The 13,142-nt window shown below is 30.1% G+C and carries 11 protein-coding genes and 1 pseudogene; 2 read left to right on the forward strand and 10 right to left on the reverse strand.

What is annotated here, in order from left to right; translation table 11 throughout:
* Nucleotides 1-125 precede the first annotated feature (125 nt).
* The 4 genes from ACREV6_RS03285 to ACREV6_RS03300 all read right to left on the reverse strand — a co-directional run bounded on the left by ACREV6_RS03285 (nucleotide 126) and on the right by ACREV6_RS03300 (nucleotide 3,770).
* Nucleotides 126-260: a hypothetical protein gene (locus ACREV6_RS03285; protein WP_431576593.1), complete on the reverse strand. Its 135-nt coding sequence runs from the start codon at nucleotides 258-260 to the stop codon at nucleotides 126-128.
* Nucleotides 261-341: 81 nt separating this feature from the next.
* A complete protein-coding gene (locus ACREV6_RS03290; RefSeq protein WP_431576594.1) occupies nucleotides 342-2,117 on the reverse strand; it encodes a methyl-accepting chemotaxis protein in 1,776 nt (591 codons plus the stop codon).
* Between the two features lie 340 nt (nucleotides 2,118-2,457).
* Entirely contained in the window at nucleotides 2,458-2,916 is a 459-nt protein-coding gene (locus tag ACREV6_RS03295; RefSeq protein ID WP_431576595.1) for a chemotaxis protein CheX, read from the reverse strand.
* Nucleotides 2,907-3,770, reverse strand: a complete 864-nt coding sequence (locus ACREV6_RS03300) for a response regulator (RefSeq protein WP_431576596.1) — start codon at nucleotides 3,768-3,770, stop codon at nucleotides 2,907-2,909. The genes ACREV6_RS03295 and ACREV6_RS03300 overlap by 10 nt, the downstream gene beginning before the upstream one ends.
* Nucleotides 3,771-4,117: 347 nt before the next feature.
* Here ACREV6_RS03300 and ACREV6_RS03305 point away from each other — a divergent pair, with 347 nt between their 5' ends.
* Complete coding sequence (locus tag ACREV6_RS03305; protein ID WP_431576597.1) at nucleotides 4,118-5,266, forward strand: double-cubane-cluster-containing anaerobic reductase; 1,149 nt, start codon at nucleotides 4,118-4,120, stop codon at nucleotides 5,264-5,266.
* 113 nt (nucleotides 5,267-5,379) lie between these two features.
* Here ACREV6_RS03305 and ACREV6_RS03310 read toward each other — a convergent pair whose 3' ends face one another.
* The gene (locus ACREV6_RS03310; protein ID WP_431576598.1) at nucleotides 5,380-6,015 is read right to left on the reverse strand and encodes a flavodoxin family protein; all 636 of its coding nucleotides are present in this window, start codon (nucleotides 6,013-6,015) and stop codon (nucleotides 5,380-5,382) included.
* Nucleotides 6,016-6,084: 69 nt separating this feature from the next.
* On the reverse strand, nucleotides 6,085-6,369 hold the full coding sequence (locus ACREV6_RS03315; protein ID WP_431576599.1) for a putative quinol monooxygenase: 285 nt from the start codon (nucleotides 6,367-6,369) through the stop codon (nucleotides 6,085-6,087).
* Between the two features lie 129 nt (nucleotides 6,370-6,498).
* Here ACREV6_RS03315 and ACREV6_RS03320 point away from each other — a divergent pair.
* Nucleotides 6,499-6,591, forward strand: a pseudogene (locus ACREV6_RS03320) (winged helix-turn-helix transcriptional regulator); the annotation flags it as partial.
* A 24-nt stretch (nucleotides 6,592-6,615) separates the two neighbouring features.
* Here ACREV6_RS03320 and abc-f read toward each other — a convergent pair.
* The 4 genes from abc-f to htpG form a co-directional block, all read right to left on the reverse strand.
* Nucleotides 6,616-8,508, reverse strand: coding sequence for a ribosomal protection-like ABC-F family protein (abc-f, locus tag ACREV6_RS03325; RefSeq protein ID WP_431576600.1), 1,893 nt, complete (start codon nucleotides 8,506-8,508; stop codon nucleotides 6,616-6,618).
* Nucleotides 8,509-9,230: 722 nt separating this feature from the next.
* Nucleotides 9,231-10,031, reverse strand: a complete 801-nt coding sequence (locus ACREV6_RS03330) for an HAD family hydrolase (protein WP_431576601.1) — start codon at nucleotides 10,029-10,031, stop codon at nucleotides 9,231-9,233.
* Between the two features lie 103 nt (nucleotides 10,032-10,134).
* The gene (locus tag ACREV6_RS03335; RefSeq protein ID WP_431576602.1) at nucleotides 10,135-10,746 is read right to left on the reverse strand and encodes a TetR-like C-terminal domain-containing protein; all 612 of its coding nucleotides are present in this window, start codon (nucleotides 10,744-10,746) and stop codon (nucleotides 10,135-10,137) included.
* Nucleotides 10,747-10,957: 211 nt separating this feature from the next.
* Nucleotides 10,958-12,838 carry a molecular chaperone HtpG gene (htpG, locus tag ACREV6_RS03340; RefSeq protein ID WP_431576603.1) on the reverse strand — a complete coding sequence of 627 codons (1,881 nt, stop codon included), beginning with the start codon at nucleotides 12,836-12,838 and terminating at the stop codon, nucleotides 10,958-10,960.
* Nucleotides 12,839-13,142 lie beyond the last annotated feature (304 nt).

Here is a 13,142-nt window from a genome sequence, read left to right on the forward strand (position 1 = left end):
TATTTAAAAACAGGTGAGTACCCTATAAAAATATAAAAAGAATACCCTTATATCACAATTGTGACATTAAGGGTATTCTTAAGGCTCTTTTTTTAAAATGTCCTTGACACAGGGTCCACTTTATTTTATTTGAATGTTTTTTTAGCTTCTTTTATTGGCTTGTTATTAACTGGTTCATCTTCAGCATCCACAATTCCCGGTTTATTATGTCTCTTATTTAAATCATGTTGGATATTCATTTTAGTAGGTTTATTTGGCATAAAAACTCCCCTTTCTAGGATTATATTTTCCTAGAAGACTAGTTTTTATTCTATACTTTTTATATTTGCAATTTCTGCATACTATAGTTTGAATCTTTGTACTATTTCATCTAATTTAACTACAATTTTCTCAAGATTTTCAGCAGTATTTGATATTTCTTCCATTGCACTAGTTTGTTCTTCCATAGATGCAGATATTTCCTCTGTTGAAGCTGCCGTTTGTTCTGAAATTGCTGACATCCCTTCTATAGATTGTAATACCATATCTTTATTTTTATCTACATTATTAATATTACAACCTAATGTATCAATTTGAGTAATCATATTAATAATAGATTTTTCGATACTATTAAATGATTTTTGTGACAATTCCATAGATAAATTTGCTTCTTTATTAATATTCGCCCCCTTATTTATATTCTTTGTAACTTTACTAATTTCTCCTTGAATTTCACCAATCATAGTCGTAATTTCATTAGTAGCTTCTGCAGTTTTTTCTGCAAGTTTTCTCACTTCTTCAGCCACTACTGCAAATCCCTTCCCAGCTTCTCCAGCTCTAGCTGCTTCTATAGCAGCATTTAGTGCCAAAAGATTTGTTTGTTCTGCTACAGCTTGTATAGTGCTTATAATTTCTCCGATGGAATTTGATTTATTTTGGAGCACGGATATATTTTCTACTACTTCTTCGCTAGACTTGTTACTTTCCTTAAATCTTTCAGTAAGCACCTTCATAGATTTTAATCCCTCTGCATTTACTAATTTGGTCTCATTAGAATAATCCTTTAAAATCTCTGAACTATTTACAGCAGTATTAATTTCTTCTGCAAGATTTGACAAGTCCCTAGCACCACTTTGCGCATCTTGCACTTGATTTGTTGCTCCCTTTGCTAGCTCTTCAATTGCCACAGATACCGCTTCTATTGATTGGACAGTTTCATCCGTAGCAACAGCCATGCCTTTTGAATATTGAAGAACCTCTTGAGAATTATCTCGCAAATTAATAGTTATTTCTCTGAGTTCTCTCCTCAAATCAGCAACGGCTTTTGCAATAATTCCTGTTTCATCCTTATATTTTAAAATTCCTTCATAACTTTTGTCATAAGCTAAATCAAATTTTGCTGTCTTGTCCACTAGCTTACTTATAATCAAGATAGGATTAGATATTTTTTTACTAAAATAAAATGAAATAATTACAGATAGTCCAACAACCACTATAACCAAAACCACAAAATTAATTACACTTTCATAAAAAGTTTTTTGCAAACTCGCCTTTTCATCTGCAATGAACTTGTCTATATCATCAACGTAATTTCCTGTACCAATAACCCAATTAAAAGCTTTAAATCCCTTACTGTATGCTCTCTTTGGAGCTGGCACTTCTTCCCCTTTTTTAGGAAACCAATAATCTGTATAGCCGCCGCCTTCTTTTAATCCATTTCCTATAATTTCTTTGATTATATATTTCTCTTTTACGTCCTTTAACTCATATCTATTCTTACCTTCAGCTTCTCCACCAAGAAGTACCACATTTAATCCCTCAACGGTATCTATCCAAAAATATCCACCTTCACCATATTTCATTTGACGCGTTAAATCGGCACCAAGTTTTTTAGCTGCTTCTAATGTGATTTCTCCACCCTCATATTTTTTATTAAGCTCCTCTAACATTGTTATAACATTTTCTACTCCGCTTTTAATTTTTTCATCATAATCCTTCCTAACAGTTACATCAATTGTTGTAATCGTATTCTTGCTAAGCAGAGACATTCTATAGGTAGCCATTCCTCCGATTAATAGTGCTGTTAATAGTACAACTAAAATGTTTAAAGCTATTATTTTAGTACCTATTTTTTTCATCTAAAATCACTTCCCTTTCTTCGGTATATTTTTACATCTTTATACTTTATATATATTTATTCCTTGCATAACTATATGTGTTGAATATTTACTTGTCTATTAGCTATTAGCATATAATTTTTATATACCACTTATTCCATGCTAAACACCCTCTCCATATAATCTTTTTTTTAACTCAACTGCTTAATTTAAATTAGGGGCTTTTAAAAAAATAGGGATAATTTCTATTTTTTTAAAGCCCCTTCTCTACTAGCAAATAATACTTGTAGTTTTATATTATATTAAAAGCATATCTATGCATTCGTATATTTCAGTTAATTTTATCTATTATTATTGAATACTAATCGAAAGCGATATTAATTTCAATTGGAATATTGTCCACAAGAAGGCTAACACATAAAACTGTATCAGTATTCATCTTTGCCTCAAAATCGCTTCCATGCATTAATGTTGGGGTTGAAATATTAATATTTGTTCCATTCCCAGCAAAATTAGTACTTGCATTTGCAGTGAGCATATTTGAAAGCTCTGATAAAGCACTTTGTGCCATATCGTCTAGTTCAGTAACAGGCATGCCCATCATCATTATGGATGCAATTTGTTTTGCACTTTGATCCGTTAGTGAATAAACAACATTTCCTTTAATATCCCCCACTATACCTAGCATAATCATTACACCTAAACTTTTAATGCCTTTCCCTTTAACACTGATTCCTTGTTTTTTAATCTCTTTAAATCCAAGCTCAGGCATTACATTTAAAAATGAATCTATAAAAGGATTTATCATATTTACATCCATTCGTTACCACCTCTTTTAAATCCTACATTTAAGCATATTTCTCCGAAAATTGTTTGTGCAACTATTGATTTAGCCTCAACTAATGTTCTAGATACTTTCAGAGAACTTCCGTGGAATATAGTCGGTGGAGCTACTCTAAACCCAAAAACTTTATTTTTACGATTTAATAAGGAGCAAGCATTTCCTGAAATAATATTAGCAAATTCACCCATCATAGATAAGGCCTCTTCCGCATTCTTACTTTCTCTTTTCAAGGCACATTTAGTCATCGCCTCTGCAGTTTCATAAGATAAATCGAGAATCATACTACCACAATATCTTCCTATTATTCCTACAACAACAGAAATACCTCTTGACACTTGTGTTTTATTTGCTTGTACTTCTTTTTCAAAAGATGGAACTGTTTTTACCACTCTATTCATATTGTCAGAAAATACTTCTTTGAACACATTAAAATATTGTTCTTCTAAGTCATCAAATACTTTTTCATCCGCCATTATCCTTTGTATTGCTGTTGCAATTTCATCCGGTTGTACAGGTTTTTGAATATATCCTGCCACCTTATTTTCTCTAGCTTGCATTATAATTTCATCATCCATCATTGAGCTAACAATAATCACTCTTATATTAGGATCTATTTTATGAATTGCTCTAGTACATTCTAACCCGTCAGTTCCTGGCATGGTCATATCCATAGTTACCAAATCTGGTCTTTTATCCTGGACCACTTCTATTGTTTCTTGTAATGAACCAGCATTTCCAATTACTTCAAAACCCTTTTCCGTTAAAATTTCTGTAATCACACTTATTGAAAAAGGTGAATCATCCACAACCACAATTTTAATTTTCTCCATTTTTCCACCAACCTTTATTTTTATTATAGTTTTTGTAAAATGATAAATATAAATATTATTTTTCTTTATTATTCTCTAAAAATATGTATTATTTTGTAATATTAATCAATATTTTAATTACATTATACACGAAATACGACAATTTTTCACCATAAATATTTCTAATTTTCTAAATTAATGTATAATACCTATCTTTTGATCACATCCAGTAACATTTTACTTATTGGTATTTTAAATAGATAAGCGCTGATCAATATAAAAACCGTATTAGACTTCATAATATAGAAATTCTATAATTAGATTGTTATGGAATAATTTCCAGAGAATTTTGAGGAGGATTACGCACTATGAATGACTTACCTAAAATATTTAATGAATTCAATGAAGCAAGACAAAAGGGGTTTGTTGATGTAAAAAATTTAAAAGATGGTGGAAAAAAAATAGTAGGAACTTATTGTACATACAGTCCCTGGGAGCTTATAATGGCTGCGGGTGCTATTCCTATTTCACTTTGTAGCATGAGTGATGAACCTATTGCTGAAGCCGAAAAGCATCTTCCCAAAAATTTATGCCCACTTATTAAATCAAGCTACGGTTTTGGTTTAACAGATAAATGTCCTTATTTTTATTTTTCAGATATGATAGTCGGAGAAACTACTTGTGATGGAAAGAAAAAAATGTACGAATATCTTGGACAAATTAAACCAATGCACGTAATGCAATTACCACAGACTAACAAGGGAGAGGCTGCCTTTAATTCTTGGAAAAATGAAATGATTTTATTTAAAGAGAGATTAGAAAGTGAATTCGGAGTAGAAATCACGGAGGAAAAGCTTAAGGAAGCTATTAATCTTAGAAATAGAGAAAGAAAAGCACTAATAGGTTTTTATGAGCTAGGGAAAATGTGCCCTCCTCCTATTACTGGAACTGAAATGCTTCAAGTATTATATGGCGCTACATTTAAAACAGATAAGGAAGCTCATATAAAAACTCTTATAAAGTTCACGCATGATATAAAAGAAGACTATGAAAATGGCAATAAAAAAGTAAGTGAAAGCAGAAAAAGGATATTAATTACTGGTTGTCCTTTAGGTGGAGCTACTGAGAAAATCATTAAAATCATAGAAGAAAATGAGGGCGTAGTTGTTTGTTATGAAAACTGTACAGGAATAAAAGCAACTCAAGAATTAGTAGATGAAAGTATAGATCCAATAGACGCACTTACTAAAAAATATTTAAATATACCTTGTTCATGTATGAGCCCTAATGATGGCAGAATAAATTCTCTTTCAACTTTAGTAGATGAATACAAAGTAGATGGTGTCATAGATGTAATTCTACAAGCCTGTCATACTTACAGTGTGGAAAGCTATTCCATCAATAAATTTATGAAAGAAGAAAAACATACTCCATATATGAGTTTAGAAACAGATTATTCTCAAAATGATGTAGGACAACTTAAAACAAGAATTGCTGCATTTATTGAAATGCTATAATTTGTAAAATTATACAAACAAATTAAAAGGAACTGCTTATCTCTAAAGCAGTTCCTTTTAACTGTATAAAACACTGTATAACTTACTAAGCTCATCAATCATTATAGAATAAATTAACGAATAAAGTTCATGAATATTTTCTTTTCTATTTCTGGAGCTTTAACATTTTCTTTTCCATTTTGAACTAATTTCATGAGCCATGCCATATTTTTCCCAAGCACTCTCATAATTTGAGTTCCTTCTTCATCTTGCAATGCATCTCCTGGCCTTGTGCCATTAATAACATTCCAATAATTTGAAGTTGGCATTAACATTTCTGAATAATTAATATAGTTATTCAACTGATCAAAAGTTGGAATTCCGCCAGCACGCCTTACAGCTACAACAGATGCACCAACCTTATGTCTGAGCATCCCACCATTATTACCTGCAACATAAAAAGCTCTATCTAAAAATGATTTCATGGTTCCTCCCATGGACGCATAATGCACAGGAGACCCTAAAATCATTCCATCTGCTCCCTTCATTTTTTGAATCCACTCATTAACCTCATCACCTGGAAGTACACATTTCTCATTTTTATTTTTTGCACACTGATTACAAGCAATGCATCCCCTAATTGACTTGTTACCTACATGAATAATTTCCGTTTCTATTCCTTCTTTTTCAAGTTCATTTAAAACCATTTTTATTGCATGATAAGTATTTCCTTCTTTATTTGGACTTCCGTTAAAAGCTACAACTTTCATTTATACTACCTACCTTATAATTTTATTTATTACAATAATACCTATATATATAAATTCACAGATATCTTGTTATATCACTTTATATAAATTAATCTCCGACTGACTTTCTTTAAGTTCTGCAAATTTTGGAACAATACTAGTAAAATGCTCTGAGTTATTATGAAGCTTAATGGCTTCACTATTTTCCCATTGTTCTATGAAGGTTAATATATTACAATTATTGGAATCTTCATATAAATTGTAAGATATACATCCACTTTCTTTTCTGCTTTCATTTATAAGTTTTTCTGCTAAAAGTTTAAATTCTTCTGTTTTGCCCTGTTTTATTGAATTTTTTGCAACTATAGTTATCATCTAATTTCACACACTCCTTTGTATTTTTCTAAATTAATCAGACTTACACTAAATAGTATACGCTCTAAAAAAATATAGAACAAGTACGCACTTTTAAGTAAGGTAACTTACCAAAAGGTATGAATATATCATCTAGATGATGGTCCAAAGAGATTTTTAGAACTTCAAATAATAACTTGCGGTGTTAGTCAAAAAGTTCTTAATGAAAATTTACGAGAATTATAAACTCAGCAGTTCTTTTCTACTTTATAAAACACTATATAAATTGCTAACCTCTTCAAGCATTATAGAATATTCACTATACTTTTCACTAGGAGTAGATTTATCAAAAGATTCCTCAAATTCAATAATTTTTTCTTCTAGTTGTATAATTTCATTTTCTACATTCCTAGTATTTGCAGCACTGTCTTTATTTTTTACTCCACAATTTTTGGCAACTTTGATAATTTCTTGTTTTTTACCATTCAGTACCACTGAGTTAGTATCTCTTAATGGAGCTTCTAACTTTAATTTTTTACTATTTTTATAAAAGTCATAATTTCCATTATAAGAAATAATCTTACCTTCTGATGTAACTTCTAGTATCCTGTTAACGCAGTTATTTAGATAATACCTATCATGGGATATAGCAATAACCGTCCCTTTAAATTCTACAATAGCCTTTTCTACGGCTTCTCTTGCCTGAATATCTAAATGATTAGTTGGTTCATCTAATATCAGGCAGTCAGAATTCTCTAATATTATGCAAGATAGATATAGCCTTAGCTTCTCTCCACCACTTAAAATTTTTATTTTCTTATATAAGTCCTCTCCATAAAATTTAAAAGGGCTTAGATGCTCTCTTATTAAATTCAGGTTCATTTCTTTCCTAGACAATATTTCTTCTACTACAGTTCTTTCTTCATCCTGAAAATTAATATCCTGACTTAAATATGAATACTTAACCCATTCTCCAATTCTTACAAAACCCTTGTAATCATTATCTTCACCTAAAATAATTCTAATCAAAGTAGTTTTACCACATCCATTGGCACCAATTATGCCTATACGTTCTCCCCCTCTTATATGAAAATTAGCCTTATTAAATAAAGAAACATTTCCAAATGATTTTTCTAATCCTTCTGCCCACACTATATCCTTACTAACCTTCTTTAATTCCTTAAACTTTAGTTTTATCCCATCATCTCTCTTAAGATGTTCCCTTTCTTTTAAAATTTGTATAGCTTTCTTAAGTTCCTCATTGATTCGAACAACTGTCTTATTCCTACTTTTGGCAGCTCTTATTTTTCCCTTCTTTTTGAGTTCATCGTTTACTTTATTTATATTTTTCATTTTCCATTTTAAAGTTTTTTGTTCCTTCAACGCATATGCTCTAAGAATGTCTTTTTGCTCAATAAAATTCGAGTAACTGCAACTTTTTTCTATTATAGTTCCTTCCTGAAGTTCAGCAATTCTTGTTGAAACACCCTCTAAAAAATATCTATCATGTGACACAAAAAGTACTCCACCTTCAAACTTTTTAAGAAATTCTTCTAGCCATTCCAGTGCGTTGATATCAAGATGATTAGTTGGCTCATCTAATATAATTATATCTGGCTCCTTTAATAGCATTCTTGCAATAAGCACTCTCATCTTTTCTCCTCCGCTTAAATTGATTAAAGGAATTGATAAAACCTCTTTTCTTAATCCAAGCCCCATTAAAATTTTGGTAATCTTCTTCTCAATGATATATCCATCTCTTGCCTCATATTCTGATAAAACATTAGAATAACTATTCATTAAGTTGTTATATTTATCGCTGTTATAAACTACTAACCCCATATCTTTTTCAATTATCCGCATTTTATTTTCAAGTTGTATAACTTTCTCATAATGTAATGCTGTGCTTCCTTGCTCTTCATCTCTTATTTCAAACATGTCTTGTGACAGATATGCCATTCTTATATTTTTCGCCACAATTACCTTTCCACTATCACAATTTTCTTGCCCAGTTGCTATCCGAAGTAGCGTTGTTTTTCCTGATCCATTTGCTCCAATAAGTGCCACTCTTTCTCCTCTTTCAATTCTTAAATTGACATCCTTTAACACCACTTGGTTTTTATACTCTTTAATAATATTTTCAAATACTAATAAACTCATATTTTTCTCCTCCATTTTATATAATATTTTTTTGTAAAACAAAAAGACCGCAAAGTAAAAACACCTGCGGCCTTTTATAAGTATACAAGTTGAAAATAAAATTCCAACTTACCTATCTATTGGAAAGGAACAAATTTTAAAAAAACTCATTCACCCTTATATCCTTGTAATCTTAATTTAGAAATACAAAGCTATAACCCAATATCAATTTAATTTCAACAACATAAAATTGTATAAAATAAATTAAAAAGCCGCGGTAAGGCTATGCCTTCCGCAGCTAAAATTACACGCTAATAAAATTGAGTATGACAAAAACATCAAACACAAAAGCGTACTTAATTACCAGATAGTGATGCCTTAAATTAAACATAACAAAATAAAGATATACATCCAGATCTTTAAAAATGGACATAACTATCCAGTGAAAATATATATACTAATTTAAAATTTCACTTTAATTTATTACATTCCAGCATCAGTTATTTCTGGTAATCAGCTCCGGACAAAGTATAACCGATATTCACTTAAGATTTTTTTTACTTAAGCTATCCTTGTACGGAGCAAGTACCACTAACTAATGCCGGCACGATAGGTAAATATATATTCATAATAGTACCTCCTGCACTGGCTATTTTATACAATCTTTTTATTATAATACTATCTTATATCATATTTTACATTTTGTAAATAGTTTTGCATTATTTTACACACTAAAATTTTATCTAACTACACTCTAACTTCATTAATGATGAAGCTATTACATTATAAACTCCATCTTCATTATTGCTTTGCGCAAGAAAATTTGCATGTTTTTTCACATCTTCTGGAGCATTCTCCATGGCATAGCTATAGTGCGCTACTTTAAACATAGTCAAATCATTATAATAATCACCAAAAACCATAGTGCTCTTTTGATTTATTTCAAATTTTTCTTGAAGTATTTTAATAGCATTTCCTTTGCATACCCCTTTATTCATTATATCTACCCACTTGTCACCAGATACAACAAATTCAAGCTTGTTACTCAAATTCTCTTTCATATAATTCACTATTGATTGGTTTACACCATTAGCCATATAATAAGTAATTTTGTATATTGGAGTTTTTATTTCACTAAGAGATTTCACTATTACTGCTGGCACTTTAAAAGACATAAAAGTATTCAACATATCTTCTGATGGATTTACTATATATGCCTCATTTTCTCCAGCTAAGAATAGTTCCTCACCTAGCTTGGGATCTAAATTTATTACATGTTCTATTTGTTCTTTATCAATACTGTTTTCGTATAGCGTTTTCCCATTATTATTCTTAACAAGAGCTCCATTATGAGCAATGAATATCATATCCGTATTGACTTTTTCAAAGTTTTTTTTCAGTTGAGAGTAAAACCTACCACTGGCTGCTGCAAATTTTATCTCCTTTTCATTAAGAGTGTTAATTAAATCAAATATTTTTTCGTTTATAGTTCCATTATCATTTAATAAGGTACCATCCATATCAGTTGCAATGAGTTTTATCATAAGTGATTCCTCCTTTGTACCATAGAGCCTGTTAAAAATGAAATTCGCCCTAATATCCATCTAAAATATAATTATTTTAGTAAGGCTGTAATTACCTTTTCGGCTATCTCAGCTTTTTTTCATATGTTTGCAATGCTTTAGCAAAGGTCCCTTCAAGAAGCTGGCTTAAATTTTTAATAATAACTTCTGGTTTTTCCTTCATCCCGTTTTTCATCCATTGAATAACTAAACTCAAAAATGCAAGTGAATAAAAATTTGCGATGAATTTCTTATCCTCTTCTTTTATTCTCATGTTATAAGAAACTTCATTAACTACTCCAATAAGTAATTCGTATGTAACTGAATAAAGATAAGTTTCTAAATGATCCCTGCCTATAGAATTAAAGGTGTTAAGGCAAAAATCCATATTTTTTTCTATATAAATAAAAATCTTATAAAATCCATCCTCCCAAGTATTATAACTTTTATATTCAGATATACTCTCAACTGCTTCAGTTTTATAAATAAAGCCAAGCAACTCAAAAACATCTTGAAAGTGATAATAAAAAGTTTGCCTGTTTAACTCACAGTTGTCTACAATATTTTGAACAATTATCTTGTTTAAAGGCACTTTATTCATCAGTTGCTTTAGAGAATCTGCAAGAACTTTCTTTGTTGACAACGAATGATCCAACTTTACATCACCTACATTCATAAAAATTTTATTGGCAATCATTATAACACTTATAGCCAATCCATACCATATTTTTAGAGTTTTACATTTGCTGATTTTTCCTATTCTCTATAGAAAAACTACTATTTAATCTTTACAATATTTAAAATATGTTATTTGACAATTGTCAAATAACATAAATGAGCTATAAACGAACTAATGTCCATTTATAGCTCATAAATATGTTTTAATTTTGATTAAAAGTGTGTCGTTATTATATCATTATCTTACATACATTGTTTGTAAATTCTACTGGATCATTAATTGGAAGTCCCTCGATAAGCAGCGCTTGATTGTATAATATATTGGTATACAAACCAAACTTATCTTTGTCATTTTCAAAAGACTCTTTAAGAGCTTTAAACATATCATGGTTTATATTTATTTCTAAAACCTTGTCTGCTTTTATATTTTCGCTGTTAGGCATAGCATTTAATACTTTTTCCATTTCTATTGTAAGGTCCCCATCATTTGATAAACATACTGGATAGTTTTTAAGCCTCTTTGAAGCCCTAACATCCTTTATTTTACCTGTTAAAAGATTTTTCATGCTTTCAAACAATTCTTTACTCTCTTTGTCATCCGCTTTAACATCGTCTTCTTTTTCTTCTACTTCTATACCTAAGTCACCACTTGATACAGATTTGAACTCTTTTTCTTTATATGCCATTATCATTCTTATTGCAAATTCATCTACATCATCCGTAAAGTATAGAATTTCAAATCCTTTATCTGATACCATTTCAATTTGTGGTAATTTCTCTATTCGCTCGTTAGATTCTCCTGCGGCATAATAAATATATTTTTGATCTTCTGGCATTCTAGAAACATATTCATCTAAAGTGACCATTTTCTTCTCTTTTGATGAATAGAATAGTAATAAGTCTTGTAAGACTTCTTTATTACTTCCAAAATCGCTGTAAATACCATACTTTAATTGTCTTCCGAAAGATTTATAGAATTCATCATATTTTTCTCTTTCATTTTTCAATAAATTGTCTAACTCACCCTTAATTTTAGTTTTTATATTTTTAGCTATAAGCTTCAGCTGTCTATCATGTTGTAATACCTCTCTTGATATATTAAGTGACAAGTCCTCTGAATCCACTATTCCTTTTACAAAACTAAAATAATCAGGCAATAAATCTGCACACTTATTCATAATTAGGACGCCACTTGAATATAACTCTAGGCCCTTTTCATATTCTTTTGTATAAAAATCATAAGGTGTTTTTTCTGGGATATACAAAATTGCGTTATAACTTATAGCTCCATCAACACTTATGTGAATGTGCTTTGTAGGTTTATCAAAACCATAGTGCTTTTCAGCGTAGAAATTGTTATAATCCTCATCTGTAAGTTCACTTTTGTTTTTTCTCCATATAGGAACCATGCTATTTACAGTTTTTTCCACCATGAAGTCCTCATGTTCTGTTTCACTACCTTCTTTAAGTCTTGATTCACTTACCTCCATTTTAATTGGATATCTAATAAAATCAGAATATTTCTTTATAATAGATTTTATTCCATGTTCTTCAAGGTATTCATCAAAGTTTTCATCCTCTGTATTTTCTTTTATCTTAAGTGTAATTTCAGTACCAACAGAGTCTTTTGTGCAAGGTTCTATTGTATAACCATCTGCACCATTAGATTCCCACTTGTGTGCCTCATCACTACCTAAAACTTTACTTATAACAGTAATATTATCAGCTACCATAAACGCAGAATAGAATCCTACTCCGAACTGTCCAATTATATCATACCCATCTTTTATTTCATTTTCTTTTTTAAATGCCAAAGATCCACTTTTAGCTATAACTCCAAGATTATCACTAAGTTCATCTTCTGACATTCCAATACCTGTATCAGAAATTTTTAATATCCTGTTTTCCTTATCACTCGCTATTGTAATGTAGTAATTTTCTTTATTAAAAGTTAGCGTTTCATCTGTTAATGTCTTATAATAAATTTTATCAATAGCATCACTTGAATTAGAAATAAGTTCTCTTAAAAAAATATCCCTATGAGTATATATTGAATTTACCATCATATCCAGAATTCTTTTAGACTCCGTTTTAAACTGTTTCTTTTCCAATTAAAATTTCCCCTTTCGTACCAATCCTATTATTTCTTTATCTGTTAGCACTCTATGTTAACGAGTGCTAAATCTACTACTAAAATACACCTTTTTTTATAATTTGTCAATACACTATTTCCCATTGCCGCTAAATACATTACAAATATTTTATTATTTTTAGCACTTTCTTTATTTGGGCTTAGATATATCTATAATGTAAATAATGGTACTGTTAAAGAGCTTGTTACTAATTTTAAGATGCACAAAGAAAATGTAATATGATTGGAATGCCTATATTTATTTGAAAATTAACATCGAGAAC

Source organism: Clostridium sp., from assembly GCF_050717515.1.
In the GTDB taxonomy this organism is placed as follows: Bacteria; Bacillota; Clostridia; order Clostridiales; family Clostridiaceae; genus Clostridium_AD.